The sequence below is a fragment of the Allobranchiibius sp. GilTou38 genome, from assembly GCF_017565325.1.
Lineage (GTDB): Bacteria > Actinomycetota > Actinomycetes > Actinomycetales > Dermatophilaceae > Allobranchiibius > Allobranchiibius huperziae.
Genome location: NZ_JAGEKN010000018.1, coordinates 1 through 19,246, shown reverse-complemented (window position 1 = coordinate 19,246; position 19,246 = coordinate 1). Strand labels below are relative to the sequence as shown.

General features: G+C 66.5%; 15 protein-coding genes. 8 read left to right on the top strand and 7 right to left on the bottom strand.

All coding sequences use genetic code 11. The features are described 5' to 3' along the window. Nucleotides 1-58: 58 nt before the first annotated feature. Together JOB34_RS17035 and JOB34_RS17030 are read left to right on the top strand one after the other, a co-directional pair. Complete coding sequence (locus JOB34_RS17035; protein WP_208053825.1) at nucleotides 59-409, top strand: hypothetical protein; 351 nt, start codon at nucleotides 59-61, stop codon at nucleotides 407-409. Nucleotides 410-464: 55 nt separating this feature from the next. Further along, entirely contained in the window at nucleotides 465-2,363 is a 1,899-nt protein-coding gene (locus tag JOB34_RS17030) for an acetate--CoA ligase (RefSeq protein ID WP_208053824.1), read from the top strand. A gap of 82 nt (nucleotides 2,364-2,445) precedes the next feature. Here JOB34_RS17030 and JOB34_RS17025 read toward each other — a convergent pair whose 3' ends face one another. Both JOB34_RS17025 and JOB34_RS17020 read right to left on the bottom strand, forming a co-directional pair. Further along, a complete protein-coding gene (locus JOB34_RS17025) occupies nucleotides 2,446-3,693 on the bottom strand; it encodes a saccharopine dehydrogenase NADP-binding domain-containing protein (protein WP_208053823.1) in 1,248 nt (415 codons plus the stop codon). Nucleotides 3,694-3,739: 46 nt separating this feature from the next. Continuing rightward, on the bottom strand, nucleotides 3,740-4,123 hold the full coding sequence (locus tag JOB34_RS17020) for a crosslink repair DNA glycosylase YcaQ family protein (protein WP_279538983.1): 384 nt from the start codon (nucleotides 4,121-4,123) through the stop codon (nucleotides 3,740-3,742). Between the two features lie 214 nt (nucleotides 4,124-4,337). On the opposite strand from JOB34_RS17020, the gene JOB34_RS17015 reads away from it, so the two are divergent. The 3 genes from JOB34_RS17015 to JOB34_RS17005 all read left to right on the top strand — a co-directional run bounded on the left by JOB34_RS17015 (nucleotide 4,338) and on the right by JOB34_RS17005 (nucleotide 9,672). Further along, nucleotides 4,338-4,997, top strand: coding sequence for a hypothetical protein (locus JOB34_RS17015; RefSeq protein ID WP_208053822.1), 660 nt, complete (start codon nucleotides 4,338-4,340; stop codon nucleotides 4,995-4,997). Nucleotides 4,998-6,233: 1,236 nt separating this feature from the next. Further along, the gene (locus JOB34_RS17010; RefSeq protein WP_208053821.1) at nucleotides 6,234-6,671 is read left to right on the top strand and encodes a hypothetical protein; all 438 of its coding nucleotides are present in this window, start codon (nucleotides 6,234-6,236) and stop codon (nucleotides 6,669-6,671) included. A gap of 2,056 nt (nucleotides 6,672-8,727) precedes the next feature. Next, nucleotides 8,728-9,672, top strand: coding sequence for a hypothetical protein (locus tag JOB34_RS17005; protein ID WP_208053820.1), 945 nt, complete (start codon nucleotides 8,728-8,730; stop codon nucleotides 9,670-9,672). A gap of 150 nt (nucleotides 9,673-9,822) precedes the next feature. Here JOB34_RS17005 and JOB34_RS17000 read toward each other — a convergent pair whose 3' ends face one another. The 4 genes from JOB34_RS17000 to JOB34_RS16985 all read right to left on the bottom strand — a co-directional run bounded on the left by JOB34_RS17000 (nucleotide 9,823) and on the right by JOB34_RS16985 (nucleotide 13,914). Continuing rightward, the gene (locus JOB34_RS17000; protein ID WP_208053819.1) at nucleotides 9,823-11,187 is read right to left on the bottom strand and encodes a recombinase family protein; all 1,365 of its coding nucleotides are present in this window, start codon (nucleotides 11,185-11,187) and stop codon (nucleotides 9,823-9,825) included. Continuing rightward, nucleotides 11,162-11,929 (bottom strand): crosslink repair DNA glycosylase YcaQ family protein, encoded by a 768-nt coding sequence (locus tag JOB34_RS16995; RefSeq protein WP_208053818.1) that lies wholly within the window; start codon nucleotides 11,927-11,929, stop codon nucleotides 11,162-11,164. The genes JOB34_RS17000 and JOB34_RS16995 overlap by 26 nt, the downstream gene beginning before the upstream one ends. A gap of 93 nt (nucleotides 11,930-12,022) precedes the next feature. Then, nucleotides 12,023-13,474, bottom strand: coding sequence for an aspartate aminotransferase family protein (locus JOB34_RS16990; RefSeq protein WP_208053817.1), 1,452 nt, complete (start codon nucleotides 13,472-13,474; stop codon nucleotides 12,023-12,025). Further along, the gene (locus JOB34_RS16985; RefSeq protein ID WP_208053856.1) at nucleotides 13,471-13,914 is read right to left on the bottom strand and encodes an Lrp/AsnC family transcriptional regulator; all 444 of its coding nucleotides are present in this window, start codon (nucleotides 13,912-13,914) and stop codon (nucleotides 13,471-13,473) included. Before JOB34_RS16985 ends, JOB34_RS16990 begins: the two co-directional genes overlap by 4 nt. 177 nt (nucleotides 13,915-14,091) lie before the next feature. Between JOB34_RS16985 and JOB34_RS16980 the strand changes: the two genes are divergently transcribed. The 3 genes from JOB34_RS16980 to JOB34_RS16970 are packed head-to-tail and all read left to right on the top strand — an operon-like array spanning nucleotide 14,092 to nucleotide 18,439. Further along, nucleotides 14,092-15,462, top strand: a complete 1,371-nt coding sequence (locus JOB34_RS16980) for an L-serine ammonia-lyase (RefSeq protein ID WP_208053816.1) — start codon at nucleotides 14,092-14,094, stop codon at nucleotides 15,460-15,462. A gap of 46 nt (nucleotides 15,463-15,508) precedes the next feature. Continuing rightward, nucleotides 15,509-16,957, top strand: coding sequence for a gamma-aminobutyraldehyde dehydrogenase (locus tag JOB34_RS16975; protein WP_208053815.1), 1,449 nt, complete (start codon nucleotides 15,509-15,511; stop codon nucleotides 16,955-16,957). Nucleotides 16,958-16,990: 33 nt separating this feature from the next. Then, nucleotides 16,991-18,439 carry an NAD-dependent succinate-semialdehyde dehydrogenase gene (locus JOB34_RS16970; protein ID WP_208053814.1) on the top strand — a complete coding sequence of 483 codons (1,449 nt, stop codon included), beginning with the start codon at nucleotides 16,991-16,993 and terminating at the stop codon, nucleotides 18,437-18,439. A gap of 97 nt (nucleotides 18,440-18,536) precedes the next feature. Here JOB34_RS16970 and JOB34_RS16965 read toward each other — a convergent pair. Then, on the bottom strand, nucleotides 18,537-19,246 hold a 710-nt coding region (locus JOB34_RS16965), incomplete at its 5' end, for an HNH endonuclease signature motif containing protein (protein WP_208053813.1).

The window sequence follows — 19,246 nt, the reverse complement described above, 5'->3', positions numbered from 1 at the left end:
GGCGGTCTCGGTGGCTCAGGCGACCCCGGCGGCACATCCGGTGAAGCACACGACAAGCGTGACCAGTGTGACGAAGGCCGTCGTTCACCGCACGTCGCCCGCCGCCGTGACCCATCGGGGGATCACGACGAGCGCTGCGATCACGTCGGCCATCGACCACAGCGCCCTGCTCGGGGACGTGCCGGCGTCCGATGTCTCGGTGCGCTCGATCCGGGTGGCCTCGGCCAACACGTCGTGGGCATCGGCCGTGGTGCACCCGATCGACCAGCGCACCGACGACGCGTTCGTCGCGCTGCACCGGGTCGACGGTCGGTGGACCGTCGTCACGCTCGGCACGGCGGGGGTCGGCTGCGCCGTGCCCGCCTCGCTGCGGTCGGACTTGCACCTGGTCTGCGAGGCCGGTTACTGACCGGGCCGCGTCATACCGGGGGTGGTCGGCCGCCTCCGCGTGGAGAATGACGGGCATGAGCAGCGGCGCGTACGAAGCGGCATACGAAGCGAGCATGCAGGACCCGGAGGCGTTCTGGGCAGAGGCCGCTCGAGGCATCGACTGGATCAACTTCCCGAAGACCGTTCTGGACGAGTCGAATCCGCCGTTGTACCGATGGTTCCCCGACGGCCGGATGAACACCTGCTTCAACGCGCTCGACCGGCACGTGATCGCGGGACGGGCCGACCAGCCCGCGGTCGTCTGGGACAGCCCGGTGACGCAGGACAGCCGGACCTACACGTACGCGCAGCTGCTCGACCTGGTCGGGCGGGCCGCCGGGATGCTCACCGCGCTGGGGGTGCAGAAGGGTGACCGCGTCGTCATCTATCTGCCGATGATCCCGGAAGCGGTCGTCAGCATGCTGGCCTGCGCGCGCATCGGTGCGGTGCACGCGGTCGTCTTCGGCGGGTTCGCACCCGCGGAGCTGGCCGCGCGCATCGACGACGCACGCCCCAAGGTGCTCATCACCGCGTCCTGCGGAGTCGAGCGCACCCGGGTGGTGGAGTACAAGCCGATGGTCGATGCGGCGATCGAACGCTCGCAGCACCCGCCGGAGAGCGTCGTCGTGCTGCAGCGGCCGCAGGCCGAGGCCGCGATGGGGGAGCGGGACATCGACTGGCGTACGGCGATGCGTCCCGATGGTGTCGGCGCCGCGGGCTGCGTGCCGATGCTGGGATCGGACCCGCTCTACATCCTGCACACCTCCGGCACCACCGGTCGGCCGAAGGGGATCGTGCGCGACAACGGCGGGCACGCGGTCGCGCTGCACTGGTCGATGGGGCACATCTTCGGGATGCAGCCGGGCGATGTGTGGTTCACCGCATCCGACGTCGGCTGGGTGGTCGGGCACTCCTACATCGTCTACGCGCCGCTGCTCGCCGGCTGCACGACTGTGCTCCTGGAGGGCAAGCCGGTCGGCACACCCGACGCGTCGACGTTCTGGCGGATGATCGAAGAGCACAAGATCGCAGGCCTTTTCACCGCTCCCACCGGCATCCGGGCGATCAAGAAGGAGGACCCGGAGGGCACGTTGATCGCCGGTCGCGACCTGTCGAGCCTGCGCACCCTCTTCCTCGCGGGCGAGCGCACCGACCCCGACACCTGGCAATGGGCGACGGACCGCCTGCAGGTGCCGGTCATCGACAACTGGTGGCAGACCGAGACGGGCTGGCCGATCGGCGCCAACCCGATCGGCACGCAGCTCTTCCCGATCAAGCCCGGCTCGGCGACGATGCCGAGCCCGGGGTACGACGTGCAGGTGCTCGACGCGGAGGGCGAGCGGTGCGCACCGGGCCAGGAGGGCGCGCTGTGCATCAAGCTGCCGATGCCGCCCGGCACGCTGGAGACGCTGTGGGGTGACGACGACCGCTACGTCGAGTCCTACCTGTCGGCGTACGACGGCTACTACCTGTCCGGCGACGGCGGATACATCGACGACGACGGGTACGTCTGGGTGATGGGCCGCACCGACGACGTGCTCAACGTCGCAGGGCACCGCCTGTCGACCGGCGGCCTCGAGGCCGTCGTCGCCGGCCACCCGGCTGTCGCCGAGTGCGCCGTCATCGGAGTCGCTGACGAGCTCAAGGGTCAGGTGCCGCGAGCACTGGTGGTGCTGAAGGGCGCTGAGGAGCCCACCGAGGAGGAGCAGGAGCGCATCCGCGCCGAGCTCACCCGACTGGTCCGTGACCAGGTCGGCGCCATCGCCGGTCTGCAGCGGGTAGACATCGTGGCGGCGCTACCGAAGACCCGGTCGGGCAAGATCCTGCGGCGCACGATGCGTCAGCTCGCCGACGGCGACGAACCGCAGGTGCCCGGCACCATCGAGGACACAGCGGTGCTCGACGCGCTGGCCCGGGTGCTGCGCCGCCGGTGAGGGACGCCGCGGCGACCGTGTGAGCGATTTGCGTTCGTGGTCAGGGCTGCAGCACTGGCCGCAGACGCAGAACCCCCCCTCGTCAGACGCGCTCGGCCTGCACGGTGAAACCGCGGTCGCGCAGTCGTGCGGCATAGACGTCGCCGAGCGCCGTGGCGGGGGTCAGCACGCCGCCGGTGAGACCGTCCGGCAGCGGGCACTGCTCGCGCTGGGTCGCCAGCGCGAGCGCGGCCTCCCCGAGCATCACGCACGTCGCGGCGTAGCCCGGATCTCCCTGTGCCGCAACGACACTGCGGTACGCGCTGCCGTCCGTGGTCGTCGTGCGGGCATCGACCTTGAAGAAGCCCTTGGCGCGTGCTTCGGCGCCCGGGCCCTCACCGGCCTTGGGCAGCGCCCGGTTGACCAGCGGCCGCAGCGGCGACAGGCTCAGCGCACCGACGGCGACCGCGAGTCCGCCGGCGAGCGCGTACGCCGTGGCGCGTCCCGCGAGGCCCGCTCCGGTCTTCTGCACCTCGCGGTAACGGAACGCGCTGCCGTAGTCGTGACCGCGAAGGGCGTTGCTGCGCCGCACGATCCGGGTGTTGAAGGTGGACATGACGAACGGTCCCGTCCACGCCTTCACCTCCGGCGCGTACCGCACGGAGACGCTGTCGCGCCATTCGCCCTTCGGCTCCGCCGAGCGGTCGGGGGACAGCGCGAACTTGTCGACGGCGACCGCGCGCTTGGCCTTGTCGGAGCGCACCTCGTCGATCTGACCCTTCATCGAGTCCAGGGTCCCGCCGCTGGCACCGCCCTTCATCGTGACGAAGAGGGTGGTGTCGGTGAGCTCGCCCGCGGAGTCCTGCGCGATGCGCTCGGCCAGGGTCAGCACGGCCAGGTCGGAGGGCACCGAGTCGAACCCGCAGGAGTGCACGATGCGGGCTCCGGAGGCGGCCGCGGCCTCGTGGTAGCGATCGATCGACTCGCGCACGAAGAGCACCTCGCCGGTCAGGTCGACGTAGTCCGTACCGGCCTCGGCGCAGGCCTTCACCAGGGGCAGGCCGTACTTCGCGTAGGGGCCGACGGTGGTGATGACCACGCGGGTGCGCTCGGCGAGCACCGCCAGAGCGGCGTCGTCATCCGAATCCGCGGTGATCAGAGGCCAATCCGAAGCCGAGGGGCCCAGCGACCTACGGACGTCCTCCAGCTTGCCGGTGTTGCGCCCGGCGAGGCCGATGCGCACGCCCTCGGGCGCGTACGCCGCGAGGTGCTCGGCGGTCAGCTTCCCGACGAAACCGGTGGCGCCGAAGAGGACGATGTCGAGCTCGCGTTGGTCACGGGGAGTTGCCATGGACCGAAGGCTATCGATCCCGCGCTCTGGTACGGACCGGTGACCGTCAGCGGGCGGGCATGCTGAGCCGGGCTGCTGCCAGGCGCCTGCTCGGCGGGTGCTCGAAGAGCTCGACCCGCGGCGGCGCTCCCGGCTTCATCGGCGCCGACCAGGTGCCGACGGCACGCGCGCCGTCCAGGACGACGGGCCGGAACATCCCGTTCCCGCCCGGCACGATGTGGTCGGCGAACCGCGCGGGAACGGTCGCGGACCGGTCGGCGTACCCGAGCAGGATCTCGTCGAACGCCGCGGTCAGCAGTGGAGCGAGGGTCGCGCGGGACATCGCGGCCTCGACGACCTCTGGTGCCGCGTAGAGGCTCACCCCGTCCAGGGTGAGCTCGTCCAGGCCGTCGACGATCTGCTCCCAGGCGGGCGCGACCTCGCGTACCAGCAGCTTGATGCAACTTCGCTAGGAGTGATGTTGCCCTTCGGCGATTTCATCTCACAGGCGGTATTTCGCACACGTGAGTGCTACTCCACCGACTCAGGCGGGCCATTTCCCCGACGGCACTCAGGTGGGATAGGCCACTCCACCCCCACCACTCAGGCGGTGTAGGGCCTTGCATTGCGGCGTGAGTGTCTGTCTCGCTGTCTAGCATCTGACCATGGCCGACAGTCAGCAGGGTTCGGAAGTTTCCACCGAGGATCAGCCTCGTTGGCTGACGGCGGTGGGTTTCGCTCTCATCGTCCTGATCGGCGCGCTCGTGTTGTGGTTGCTGGTGCGCCTCGCCTTGTTGCTAAGGCAGCTACAGGGGCCGGTCGGTGCGGCCGTCATCACCGGCCTGGTGACCATCCTCGTTGGGTCCTTGACGCTCATTGTCGGACAGGTGATGAGTGCGCGGGCAGCGCGGAACGCCACGCGGCGCGACCGGGTATCCCCGGTGTATCAAGCATTCGCAAGTGAGCTGTTGCGGGCCATGGGTGCGACCGTGCCGGAGTCGGATCGCAAGCTGGACACCGACGAGATGCGTCGAGTGTTCGGCAGGTTGACGGAGGGCATGATTCTGTGGGGTTCGCCAGCAGTGCTGCAGGCCATCCGGACGTGGAAGGCCGAGGCTGGACTCGACAGTCTGGGTGCCCGCTCGAAGCTCCTAAGCCTTGAGCGGGTGTTCTTGGCTATGCGGGCCGACGCGGGTCAGTCCAACAAGGACTTGAAGCCCGGCGACCTCCAGCGACTGTGGGTCACTGACTGGGACGATGTGACCGACGATGAAACGGATGGCAACCCCCAGGGGGTAGACCCCCAGCCGACCGGATCTCGTTGACCAGTCGTACATAGTCGCCCCTTCCGCGCGCAGGTTGCAAGGTGCTCTCAATCAGAGCCGAATGCCGATCCACCTCATCCAAATCAACATTAGAGCGGGCCAACTTGGGCCTGTCGAGTGAATCTCCAAATTTGTCGAAGCCAACGGTGCCTCACGTTGTTTCGTAGGCGTCGACTAGCCGCGTCCAGTACGAAGCCGCTTACCAGCTTCCGTCATCATGCGCGCTGCGGCCTTCCGCTCGAGTCTTGTCGCTGCAAGCCTTCGCCCGGACAGGCTCAAGTGTTGATCAAATGCCCAAGCCGCGTTCGGCCCCCTGCGCCATTCCAAGAGTGCATCTATGGCTCGCACACCTTGACTCTCCCCTTCATGCTCTAGCAAACTGATGTCTTTCAGTGACATAAGTGCCACTGGTGCTAGGTCTTCCCCCTGCAGGAGCCCATCCCGGCTCGTCCGCTTCTCTACTTCGAGGGCAATAAAAGGGCCCCAGCCCAGACCCTGATCTGCCGTAACGACTATCGGCACGAAAATTGCCTCCACATCGACACCTTCTCCGGTCAGCAGGTGCATCTGTGTGCGTAGTAGGTCGATTGTTGATTCAAGTTGCTCTATTTTCCGGTCGAATAGCACCCGGTTTAGCTCTTCCTCGATACCTCCGGTGCCAGCTACTCCCAGCACAACGTCTCTACGGAGCGCACGTCGAGTAGCATCGACGACTAGCCAAATATGTCCAACTCGCACGACGTAGTCGCACATTTTCGGCTTATGAGCACTAGAGAACGATGCAGCCAGCGTTGTGTTCAATGCCTTCTCATCCCACACCTGCCCGCCGCGTCTATCAAATGTTCTCCTAAGGGCCTCACCCACGTCATACTCCAACCGCGCCTGAATACATCGGTCGAAGTGCTTTACTCGAGATGAGGTATGTTCAACATCGAACCTGCGAAGACTCTCTCGGATGTCGAAGTAGGTGATATCACTCAGGCCACGCTCGATAAGCCACCCAAGTCGTAATATCAGATAGCAACCATCGTCAAGTCGCAAGAGGGGCCATCGACGCATGGGATCGAAGGACCACCGCGATAACGCAGACTCGCCATCGAGCGCGCGTCCCAGGCTGGCGGCGTCCGTGCTTATAAGGTTTAAGACATTGTGGGTCGAGTCCACGTCAAGGCCAATTCTCGAGAAGAATTCTTCTGGGAATCGCAAATATCTGTGCCGCATACACTGAACAAACAAATGAACAGCTACATGATGCAGCGTGCTTGGATCCACGCCAGTAGCTTCGAGGAAGAGTTGATCAGGTTGTCCTCCGACCCCGGATACGTCTGCGGCTGGGGTGATACTCGGCCAGTGCTCACTCCACCTGCGCTCCGCCGCAGCCATCAGGTGATGCAGCGGAGAGTACCGGTTGAAGTGCTGATTGGCGATAAGATCGGTTGCGAGGCGCGGATCAAGGCCGCCCCACAGCTCGGCGGTTGGGGGAGAGCTGGCAAGAGCGTCATCGCCTACCTCGAGGTCGTCAGCTATGCCGAGCAGACACGCCAAGATGCCGTCCGTGCCTTTGAAGGAATCCTCTTGGATCCCATCAGGGCAGAATCGAATAGCCTCCCCGACGGCAGAAAGCAGCAACTGCGGTGCCAGCAGGACACTCTGGCGGCCCGACACGGGCCGTAGACCAAGTTGGATGCGCGTCCTTAGAGATGGAGTTGTTACGCGCGATGCCCATGCTTCGTCGGCTTCGTACTGAATGGGTCCGGGAAGCACAGACAAATCCACATCAGCCAACATTTGCGCTAGCAAGACCAGCGCCTGGTCGCGTGGCAACCTAGACCATATCTCGCGGCGAGTCTCGGTCCCAATATTTCCCAGCCCCACGGATCGGGCTGATAGATAAGCCTTCATAAAAGGAGGCTCTCGACGGATGGGTGACGACCGCTGGGGGCGGGTCATCTACGCAACCGACGAGTCTCATCCCGGAAGGACTCACCAGAGTTGCCCATTTATAGCTTCCCCCCGTAGAGAATCCGACCCGACATCCCTAACGCGCTCAGGTCTCCGGCTTCACTACTTCCGGTCCTTAGACCCAATTCTAGACCTAGGACCTTCAGTCGGACGCTTGGAACTAACTTAGCAGGCCAATGAGTGGTCTCGAGTTTGGTCTTGTTCCACAGTTTAGAGACCAGGGACCTAGGAAGGCTGACTCCCAGGTCGTGGCCCCGCTGAGGTTCTGTTCCAGGTCCCCGGTTCTCTTCCAGGTCCAGACCCAGGTCCCGGTCCCCGGTTCTGTCCGGGTCCAGGTCCAGGTCCAGGTCCAGGTCACGGTTGAGGTTCTGTTCCAGGTCTAGACCCAGGTCCCGGTCCCCGGTTCTGTCCGGGGTCGAGGTCCAGGTCCAGGTCCAGGTCACGGTTGAGGTTCTGTTCCAGGTCTAGACCCAGGTCCCGGTCCCGGTTTTGTTCCAGGTCTAGACCCAGGTCCCGGTCCCCGGTTCTGTCCAGGTCCAGGTCCAGGTCCAGACCCAGGTCTAGGTCTGTTCCAGGTCCAGGTCCAGGTCCAGGTCCAGGTCCAGGTCCTTGGTTCTGTCCGGGGTCCATGTCCAGGTCCAGATCACGGTTGGGGTTCTGTTCCAGGGTCAGACCCAGGGCCCGGTCTGTTCCAGGTCCAGGACGTGGTCTCTGGGCTAGGCCCTTGATCCTGCGCGTTGCTTCCTCTCGGAAACGCCAGCGCTTGAACGAGGTCGAGCTTGGGCGTGAAGCGGCTTACGGTCACCGGTTCCCGCTCGCCTAGGGGCTCGCGGGCCTATCGGATACCGCCGCCGCCGACGAACCCAGGGCATTTGGCACTCGGGCCTGTAGGGCCAGAACTGCAACGTCGGATTGCATAGCCAATAAGGAGGTGCCCTCTAGCCTTGCAACTGCACGGTCAGGTGGCCGGTTTATCCGGTCGTTTGAACGAAGCCACGCGTCCAAGACTTGGGCCTAGTGCCAGCACCAGGGGTGCCGCCACGGGCGAAGGCATCCATTCGATCAAGGTCACGCCGGCCGTCTCGGTACTCCTTGGTGTGACTCGTGGTCGCCTCAGCTTCGCGCTCGCGTGCCAGAGCCGCTGCCGCGTCCGCGAGGAGTCGCCTGTCCAGAGCGTCTGCATGGATCGGGCACGGCGCAGCGTCGCTCCCTGGCCCTTGCCAGATTCCGGGGTACGGAACGATGAGGCACTGACGACACGACCCCTCGGCAACCATTCCATTTGCTATTGCCTCCCGGATAGCGTCGTTCACCCGATTGCGTGGGAGAGGCTCCAGAACCTGGCCGGTCTCCAGGTCGATCTTGCCGAGCCAGTCCGCGATCTCACCTGGGCTGAAGGTCGCGTGCCCATTGGCCATGTGTGTGCCATTGGCCAGCCACCCCAGGCGTACCCAGTTGGGCGCCTTGGTGATGGTGACGACCTGGTCCCGGTAGTACCCCTGCTGGTGAAATGCGTAAGTCATCTCGGTCCTCTCGCTCTTGGTCAAGTCCGCGCAAGTGTCACCCGGCCCACTGACACCCGCGTCCCGGACGCAGACAGTGCGACCGCTGGCTGGACTCCGCTCGTGAAGTTGAGTCGCGGAACCTGTCAAACCTCGTGCCTTGGGTTCACCACTCAGGGCAGATTGGGACAGCACTTGCCCTCTGAAGCGGGCCCATCGGGACCGGTGCGCGTGGCCAGTCAGGTCGAGTCGACCATAATGTCCAAGTGACGACTGAAACTGTGCTCGCTCGTTTGCGGGCGCAAGCCCTTGACCCCGACTTTGCCACGACTGACGTGCTGAGGACAGCCTTGGCGCTTGGAGGGGAGGCAAAGTCGGAGAAGCTCAAGAGTTGGGCGCGTCAGGAACTCAACGGTTACGGGTCGCCTGACAATGTTCCTGACTACCGACGCTTGGCGGCAGCCATAGCGTTAGATGGCATATCTGGATATTCTCAGATCAGAGGCCAAGCGATGAGCGTCTGGGACCTGCCTAAGGATGCTCGCGAACGCGTTCCGGAGCGGCTGCCACTAACTCAACCACTTGAAGAAATCGAGAGTCTTGGGAGGGTTGAGGGTGGGTTCACGAAGATGGGGCACGGCTCGCTAGAAATCGCACGTCTATACATGAATCGTAGCAGCGACTCGCTTCAACACGTCGACCGAATATATTTCACAGTATCCTCTGCCTCCATCCGCGCTCTCGTGGGGCGCGTACGCACTGCCCTTGTCGAGTTGGTTACCGAGCTGGCTGCATACGACCAAGATCTGGCCACCCCTACGACCGAAGCTACCGACCGAGCGGTCACCCTTTTCATAAATCAAGGAGTCAGTAACGTGAGCGACAATTACACCGTCAATGCCGAGAACAACCAAGGGGTCGTCGGGCAAGGGAGGCATGTTCAGCAGGTCGTTGATCAGAGTCATCACGATGGGGATGTCGCGGACGCACTCGCAACCCTCAGGCAGGAGATAGGCCAGATCGCGGACGATGACCTCCGGCAGGATCTGACCCTCTCATTGGAAGATACGGAGCGTGCTCTCGGAGAGGACGGGGGAGAGCGCGGTCGACTCGTTCAGGAGCGGACAGGAGCGCTTCGACGGTTAGCTGAGCGTGCGGCGATTCCGGCGCTAACTGTTGCGGTGAAGGTGCTTATCGCGAACCTGAGTTAGTCATGCTGGAAGGGGGATCCGAAGGAAGAGGGTGCGGCCTTGCCATGGCGTCTTCATCCATGGGTTTTCGTCATCTCAAAGATCGCGGCGTAGTTTCATGCCCGGTCAGCTTCAATGCTTGGCGGGCTCGCTAGCATTTCGAGTTCCCCTCTATCGTCGTGGCCGCTTGCCCGTGCCCTTGACTTTGATGTCCACAAGGTCATCCCGCAGGCCCTTCTGGCCCTTCCCACGCGGGTGCAGGGTGATGGTGCAGACCGCACCGATGAGGGCTCGCGCTTCGTCGTTCCCGCGCTCGGTGAGCACCTGCCACACGTATTCCTCATCGGCTAGCTGGTGGGCAAAGCTGGCAGCCTCTCCCACGGTGGCTAGCTCGGCGTCGAGTTCATCCAGACGCGCTCGGACGCGCTCAGTTCCCCGGTGCATCTGCTCACGGGTGATCGCGCCGTCTGCGTAGTCGTCCGCAAGCGCTTCGAGCCGCTCGGCTAGCTGTGCCCGCTCGGTGATGAGGGCCGCGCTGTTGTCGGTGTCTTGCCCAGTGAAGGTGGACCAGTGGCGCTGATGATCGGCCAGGACGGCAGGCATCGCCGCGAGGACCAGCCGGTCCACCCAGGGCTCCGGAAGGCTAAAGCACCCGTTCACACAGGAGTAGGTGGCCTCGCCCTTGAATGGACCGGTGCGCGCGCGGGAACTGCCCTTGACGTTGCTCTCGCACTTGGCGCAGGTGGCTACGCCCGTCAGGAGCCGGGACCGTCTGCTCACGCCGCCAGCGCGCCGCTCGGGACGGCTCAGGATGTCTGCCACGGCGCGGAAGGTCGCTTCTCTGACGATGGGCTCCCACTTCCCGGACCCGTGCTCTTCCCCCAGGTGGACGAGAATCCCGGCATTGCGCGGTGACTTCAACACTTCGGCCAGCCGTTGCCCTGACCACGCCCGACCCTGCGACGTGAGTACGCCCTGGTCATTCCAGGACCTGGCGATCTTGAATACGCCGATCCCGGCGATGACCGATTCGTACGCCGCCCGCAGGAGCGCAGCCTCTTCCTCGCGGATGCTCAGGTCTCGGTTGTAGCCGAAAGGTCGGTAGACCCACTTCGGCATCCCGGCGTCGGCGCGTTGGTCAGACTGCAACTCCTGACGCAGGGTCTTCTGCTCGCCTTCGTACTGTGCCCACGCCGTGACGGTCATCGCCGTGGCCCGACCGGCAGGAGTGCTCAGGTCCAAGTGCCCAGCCGTGACCGCATTCACTGGCACGCCAAGTTGAATGACCCGCTCTAGCTCTCTGGTCAGTCGGACAAGGCGGTCCGTGTGCCAGACAACGATGCGGGTCGGCCCGTCCGTGAGTAGCCGCTCAAACTCAGGCCGCCGTCGTCCGGTCGTCGCTGAGATGTCGTTGTCCACGTATGTGTCGGCCACTTCCCAGCCGTTGCTGGCGCACAGGTCCCGACAGGCGGCGATCTGCCTATCCACACCCTCACTCGTGCCCTTGCGGTCACGCGACAGCCGCGCATAAATCACGGCGGTCTGGTCGTCTTGGCGCTGTGTCCGCCTGCCTCGTGTCCTTCCCATAGCGACACCCTAAGCGAAGTAGAAGCTTGGTCCACCACAGGAAGTCGGCACGGGCGGCCGGACCGTGGGACAGCAGGTACCGCCGTGCCCAGGCCGCGACCGGGTCGGGAGGCGGCTGCACCTTCGGCAACCACTCGTCGCAGAGAACGAACCGCTGGACCCCGTCGCGGATCGGTCCGAGGCAGACGACCGTGTCGATCGACAGGTCGACCAGCAGGTGGGCGCCCCGCTGGCCGCTGACGTCGAGGCCCGCCGCGGTCCAGGCGTCCAACAGCTCACGGCGGGTTAGCGCCGCACCGCCGTGCAAGAGCTCGCGGGTCAGGTCACGCACCCCGTCGAGCTGCGCGGCGTCGACCCCGAGGCCCGCGAGACGCGTGGCGTACTGCGCGCGGATGCGGTCGGACGTCAGCGCCAGCAACCACCGCAGATCGGTGGCGAGCACGGTGTGCAGCGTCCCGCGGACGGGCCAGGAGCGCACGATGCGGCCGGCGTCGTACGCCGCGTCGACGGCCTGCGCCGAACGCGCAGTCGTGCGCGCCGCGAGGGCGATGCGGCAGGCGCGCCAGTCCTGGGACTGGGTGCAGGTCAGATGCCGCACGACGTCCTCGGGCGTCGGCAGCGATCGTCCGGCGAGGCACTGCGCGGCCAGCCGCATCCGCGCGACCTGCTGGTGGGTGACCGCGCGGGACATGCGCCGAAGGTTAGGGGCAGTCACTGACGGACGAACAGGGTCGTCGCGCGCCCGATAGAGCGCGCGACGACCCTGATCGGTCGTGCATGAGGCCTAGAGCATGTCCCAGGCGCGGGTCAGCACGTCGCGCAGCATGCCCTCGATCGCGTCGAACTCGGTGGGCCCGATGATGAGCGGCGGGGACAGCTGCACCACGGGGTCGCCACGGTCGTCGGCGCGGCAGTAGAGGCCGGCGTCGAAGAGCGCCTTGGAGAGGAATCCGCGCAGCATCCGCTCGGACTCGTCCTCGTTGAACGTCTCCCGGGTGGCCTTGTCCTTCACCAGCTCGATGCCGTAGAAGAACCCTTCGCCGCGGACGTCGCCGACGATGGGCAGGTCCTTCAGCTTCTCCAGCGTCGCGCGGAACGCCGGGGCGTTCTGGTGCACGTGCTCGGTCAGGCCCTCGCGCTCGAAGATGTCGAGGTTGGCCATCGCCACCGCGGCCGAGACCGGGTGACCGCCGAAGGTGTAGCCGTGCGGGAACGCCGTCGTGCCGTGCTTGTAGGGCTCGAACAGCTTGTCGCTGGCGATCATCGCACCGATGGGGGAGTACCCGGAGGTCATGCCCTTGGCGCAGGTGATGATGTCGGGCTGATAGTCGAAGTCGCGGCAGGCGAAGATCTCGCCGATCCGGCCGAACGCGCAGATCGTCTCGTCAGAGACCAGCAGGACGTCGTACTCGTCGCAGATCGCCCGGACCCGCTCGAAGTACCCGGGCGGCGGCGGGAAGCAGCCGCCGGCGTTCTGCACCGGCTCGAGGAAGACGGCGGCCACGGTGTCGGGGCCCTCGAACTCGATGGCCTCACCGATCCGGTCGGCGGCCCAGCGACCGAACTTCTTCGGGTCGTCGCGCAGGTCGTCGTGAGCGCGGTAGATGTTCGTGTTCGGCACCCGGAACGCGCCGGGCACCAGCGGCTCGAACATCTCCTTCAGCTCCGGGATGCCGGTGATCGACAGGGCGCCCTGCGGGGTGCCGTGATAGGCGATCGCGCGGCTGATGACCTTGTGCTTACCGGGCTTGCCCTGCAACTTGAAGTAGTGCTTGGCGAGCTTCCACGCCGACTCCACGGCCTCGCCGCCGCCAGTCGTGAAGAAGACCCGGTTCAGGTCGCCGGGCGCATACGCCGCGAGCCGCTCGGCCAGGTCGATCGCCGAGGGGTGCGCGTAGGACCAGATCGGGAAGAACGCGAGCTCCTTGGCCTGCTTGGCCGCAGCCTGCGCGAGCTCCTCGCGGCCGTGGCCCACCTGCACGGTGAAGAGGCCGGCGAGGCCGTCGAGGTACTTGCGGCCCTCGGCGTCCCAGATGTACGCGCCGTCGCCCTTGACGATCACGGGCACGTTGGCGCCCTGGCCGCCGGAGGACGTCGGCTCGTAGACCGACTGGCGAGTGAAGTGTCCCCAGAGATGGTCGCGGGCCGCCTCGTAGCGTGGCGTGCCGGCAGGCGTGGTGCCCGCGCCGGTGCTGGACGTGGCGTGTGCGGTGGTCTCTTGCGCAGTTGTGGTCATCTCGTGCCCCAGTCGTAGCGTTGTTTGTGCAATTTCAGGTAGACGAGCGTCTCGGTGTCGGTGACGCCCGGCATCGTGCGGACCGTGTCGGTCAGAAGCTCCAGCAGGTGCTCGTCGTCCTCGCAGACGACCTCGATGAGCAGGTCGAAGCGGCCGGCCGTCATCACGACGTACGCGATCTCGGGCAGCTCGCCGAGGCGTTGGGCGACGTCGCCCAGAGCGCCGGTGACGCGCAACCCGATCATCGCCTGCCGACGGAAACCCACCTGGGCGGGATCGGTGACGGCGACGATCTGCAGCACCTCGGCGTCCAGCAGCCGCTGCACCCGTCCGCGGACGGCGGCCTCGGACAGGCCGATCTCGCGGGCGATCGAGGAGTAGGCCGCGCGACCGTCCTGCTGCAGGCGCGCGATGATGGCCTTCGACGTGTCGTCGAGCATCACCGGCGAGGTACGAATAGCATCGTTCACACCGGTAGGTTTTCACGAAATTCGGAGGTAGGCAAGGCGTATGAGACCGATTTCGTTGTCGGATAGCCTACTCAGCGGTACTTTGCGAAGGTCGGCGCGACGTCGGCCGGGACACGGCTCGACCCGACCTGCAGGAGGTGGCACGCCATGGCTCTGAGTGCATTCGATCTCTACTCCATCGGGATCGGCCCCTCGTCCTCCCACACGGTCGGCCCGATGCGCGCGGCCGGCACGTTCGTCGCGGGGCTGCGCCGCACCGAGATCCTCGACCGGGTCACCCGGGTGCGCGCGCAGCTGTTCGGGTCCCTGGGCGCGACCGGTCACGGGCACGGCTCGGACAAGGCGGTCGTCCTCGGCCTGATGGGCGCGGTGCCCGAGACGGTCGACACGGACACTGCCGACGAGCAGGTCGCTGCCGTCCGCGAGGTCGGTGAGCTGCTGCTCGGCGGTGAGCGACCCATCCGCTTCGACCCAGCGGACGACGTGGTGATGCACCGGCGCAAGTCGCTGCCGGCGCACCCCAACGGCATGACCTTCGAGGCGTACGACGGCGATCACCTGCTACTCGAGCGCACCTACTACTCGGTCGGCGGCGGGTTCGTGGTCGACGGTGCGGCGACCGGCGCGGACCGCGTCGTCCTGGACGACACGCAGGTGCGGTTCCCCTTCACCACCGGTGGGCAGCTGCTGGCGATCTGCGAGCGGGAGGGGATCAGTGTCAGCGAGGTGATGCTGCACAACGAGCTCAGCTGGCGCACCGAGCCGGAGATTCGCGCCGGACTGCTGCATCTGTGGCAGGTCATGCGCGAGTGCGTGCAGTCCGGACTGCGGCACGGCGGCTGCCTTCCCGGCGGCCTCAAGGTGCCGCGCAGGGCGCCTGACCTCTATGCCGCGCTCACGGTCGGTGAGCTGCGCGACGACCCGCTGCGGGTCATGGACTGGGTCAACCTGTGGGCGCTCGCGGTCAACGAGGAGAACGCCTCCGGTGGCCGGGTCGTCACCGCGCCCACCAACGGTGCAGCCGGGATCATCCCCGCGGTGCTGCACTACTACGCGACCTACGTCGAGGGCGCGGACGACGACGGCATCGTCCGGTTCCTGTTGACGGCTGCCGCGATCGGCATCCTCTTCAAGGAGGGCGCCTCGATCTCCGGCGCCGAGGTGGGCTGCCAGGGCGAGGTCGGCTCGGCCTGTGCGATGGCCTCCGGTGCCCTCTGCGAGGTCATGGGCGGCACGCCGTCCCAGGTGGAGAACGCCGCCGAGATCGGCATCGAGCACAACCTCGGGCTCACCTGCGACCCCGTCGGCGGGCTGGTGCAGATCCCCTGCATCGAGCGCAACGCGATCGCCAGCGTGAAGGCCATCAACGCGGCACGCCTGTCCCGCAACGGCACCGGGATCCACACGGTGAGCCTGGACAAGGCCATCAAGACCATGCGCGAGACCGGTCGTGACATGTCCGTGAAATACAAGGAGACCGCCCGGGGCGGGCTCGCGGTGAACGTCATCGAGTGCTAGTACGAACACGACGCCCATGATTCGCAGCCACAAGGAGAGCAGCACCATGACCGATTCCCCCCGCCAGTTGCGCAACTTCATCGGCGGCGAGTACGTCGACGGTCGAGGCGAGGAGCGCCTCGACCTGATCAGCCCCGTGACCGCGAAGGTCGTGGCGCAGGCGCCGATCTCCGGCCAGGCGGACGTCGACGCGGCGTACGCGGCGGCCGAGAAGGGCTTCGCCGAGTGGGGCCAGGTCACCCCGAGCGAGCGCCAGCAGGCGCTGCTGAAGTTCGCCGACGCCATCGAGGCGCGTGCCGACGACTTCGTGAAGCTGGAGGCGCAGAACACCGGAAAGCCGTTCGCGCTCACGGCATCCGAGGAAGTGCCGCCCATGGTGGACCAGCTGCGCTTCTTCGCCGGCGCCGCGCGGGTGCTGGAGGGTGTGTCGGCAGGGGAGTACCTCGCCGGGCACACCTCGTGGATCCGCCGCGAGCCGATCGGTGTGGTCGGCCAGGTCACCCCGTGGAACTACCCGATGATGATGGCGATGTGGAAGATCGCGCCGGCGCTCGCCGCGGGCAACGCGGTCGTCCTCAAGCCCAGCGACACCACCCCCGAGACCACACTGCTGCTGGCCGAGCTGGCGGCGCCGTTCCTGCCCGCGGGCACGTTCAACGTCATCACCGGCGACCGTGAGACCGGTGCGAAGGTCGTGGAGCACCCGACCCCGCAGCTCGTGGCCATCACCGGTTCGGTGCGGGCGGGCATGCAGGTCGCCGAGGCCGCATCGCGCGACCTGAAGCGGGTGCACCTGGAGCTGGGCGGCAAGGCTCCGGTGATCGTCTTCGACGACGCCGACATCGAGGCCGCCGTCGAGGGCATCGCCACCGCCGGCTACTTCAACGCCGGGCAGGACTGCACCGCAGCCACCCGGGTGCTGGTCTCGCCCAAGATCCACGACGAATTCGTGGCGGCGCTCGCGGCGTACGCGAAGAACGAGGCCAAGGTGGGCCTGCCGGACGACGAGGACGCGCTCTTCGGCCCGGTCAACAACGCCAACCAGCTCGCGCACGTGACCGGGATGCTGGACCGGCTGCCCGACCACGCGAACATCGCGGCCGGTGGGCACCGGATGAGCGGTCTCGGCGACGGCTACTTCCTGGAGCCGACCGTCGTCTCCGGGCTCACCCAGGACGACGAGATGAGTCAGCACGAGATCTTCGGGCCGGTCATCTCGGTGCAGCGCATCGAGGACGAGCAGGCCGCGATCCGGGCGGCGAACGGTGTGGAGTACGGCCTCGCGTCATCGGTGTGGACGCGTGACCTCGGTCGCGCGCTGCGGGTCAGCAAGGCACTCGACTTCGGCTGTGTCTGGATCAACACGCACATCCCGCTCGTCGCCGAGATGCCGCACGGTGGTTTCAAGCACAGCGGCTACGGCAAGGACCTCAGCCGCTACGGGTTCGAGGACTACACGCGCATCAAGCACGTGATGGCCAACATCAACAGCTGAGCGATTCATCACGGCGTTCGACGAGGAGATGACATGACCGGAGCGGTCGAGCAGGTCACAACGCAGTTGTTCATCGGTGGGAAGTGGCGTGACGCCGAGGGCGGAAAGACCCTCACGGTCGACAACCCGGCCAGCGGGAAGGCACTCGCGACCGTCGCGGACGCCTCCCCGGCCGACGGTGTCGCGGCGCTCGCGGCCGCCGCTGCGGCACAGGCGGATTGGGCGCGTACGCCGCCGCGCGACCGCGGAGAGATCCTGCGGTCGGCGTTCGAGCTCATCACCCAGCGTGCCGATCACTTCGCCGAGCTGATGACGCTGGAGATGGGCAAGCCCCTGGCCGAGTCCAAGGGCGAGGTGACCTACGGCGCGGAGTTCTTCCGCTGGTTCTCCGAGGAGGCGGTGCGCATCTCCGGTCGCTGGTCGACGGCACCGAACGGCGCGACGCGGCTGGTGACGATGAAGGCTCCGGTCGGTCCCACGTTGATGATCACGCCGTGGAACTTCCCACTGGCGATGGGCACCCGCAAGATCGGGCCGGCCATCGCGGCCGGCTGCACGATGGTGGTCAAGCCCGCCGCCGAGACGCCGCTGACGATGCTGGCGCTGGCGCAACTGCTGGAGGAGGTCGGGCTACCTGCCGGCGTGCTGAACGTCGTCACCACCAGCGATTCCGGCGGCGTCATGGAGCCGCTCATCCGCGACCCGCGCACCCGCAAGCTGACCTTCACCGGTTCCACCGCGGTGGGCCGCAAACTGGTCGAGCAGTCCGCCGACCAGCTGCTGCGGCTGTCGATGGAGCTGGGCGGCAACGCGCCGTTCATCGTGTTCCAGGACGCCGACGTCGACGCGGCCGTGGACGGGGCGATGCTCGCCAAGATGCGCAACATCGGCGAGGCATGCACGGCGGCCAACCGGTTCCTCGTGCACGCTGACGTGGCACAGGAGTTCGGCGACAAGCTCGCCCAGCGGATGGGCGCGATGGTCGTCGGTAACGGCCTGGACGACGGGGTCACTGTCGGACCGTTGATCAACGCCAAGGCGGTCGACAAGGTCGCCGCCCTGGTGCGTGACGCGGCGGAGCGCGGCTCCAAGGTCGTCTGCGGCGGAGAGCCCGGCGACGGCGAGGGGTTCTTCTACCCGCCGACCGTGCTGACCGGCGTACCGGCTGACGCCGACCTGGTCCGGGAGGAGATCTTCGGACCGGTCGCGGCCATCCAGACCTTCACCGACGAGCAGGACGCGATCGACCGCGCCAACTCCACCGAGTACGGCCTCGCGTCGTACTTCTACACCCGCGACCTCTCCCGCACGATCCGGGTGAGCGAGGGCCTGGAGTACGGCATGGTCGGGGTCAACCAGGGAATCATCTCCAACCCGGCTGCACCGTTCGGCGGCGTCAAGGCGAGCGGCTACGGCCGTGAAGGCGGCTTCGAGGGCATCGAGGAGTACCTCGAGACCAAGTACGTCGGGCTAGCCCTCTAGCGTTCGTCCGCACCGCCAGCCCCACGTCGCACGCTGACGGTGTTCGCGTTCGTTGACGGTGTTGCAACGCCGTCAACGAACGTAAACAGCGTCAGCGTCAGGCTGGTGGGTTCTGGCCGGGTCGGGTGGGCATGAGTCCGGGAGTGAGGTCCCAGGTGACGCCGGTGGTGGTGACCTGGGCGGTGAGCAGGTCGCGGTGCACGATGGTGTGGTGGCGGGCGCAGAGCAGTGCGGCGTTGGTCAGTGTTGTCTCGCCGCCGGCCCACCAGGGCCTCACATGGTGGGCATCGCACCAGTCGGGTGGTCTTTCGCAGCCGGGGAAGGTGCAGTGCTGGTCGCGGTGGATGATCGCGGTGCGTAGTCCGCCGGTAAACAGGCGTTTCGCGCGCCCGACGTCCAACGGTTCCGACTCGGTGCCCAAAACAGCCGGGATCAGATCCGCATCGCACGCCATCCGTCGCAGAGTCCCGGCGTCGAGATGCTCACCGTCGGTGGTGCGCCCGATACCCGGCAGGTAGGTCGGTGCGAATCCGCCTCCACCTGAGCTGTGTTGGCCGAGCCGGCCGGCGTCGCGAAGCCCCTCGTACAACGTCGCGTAATCCATCGTGACCAGGATCTTGGCGGTGCCGCCGAACTCCCCGACCGGCCGCGGGGCCGTGCCGTCCACCACCCCGGCCGCGGTATCGACCAGTCGGACTAGGGCATCGGCCCGGCGCTTGGCGGGCGTGCGGGTGTCCCATTCGGGTGCCGCGTGTTCTGTGGTGTCAACAGTGCAGGGCTGTGGTGCGGGTGCGGACAGGGCGCGCA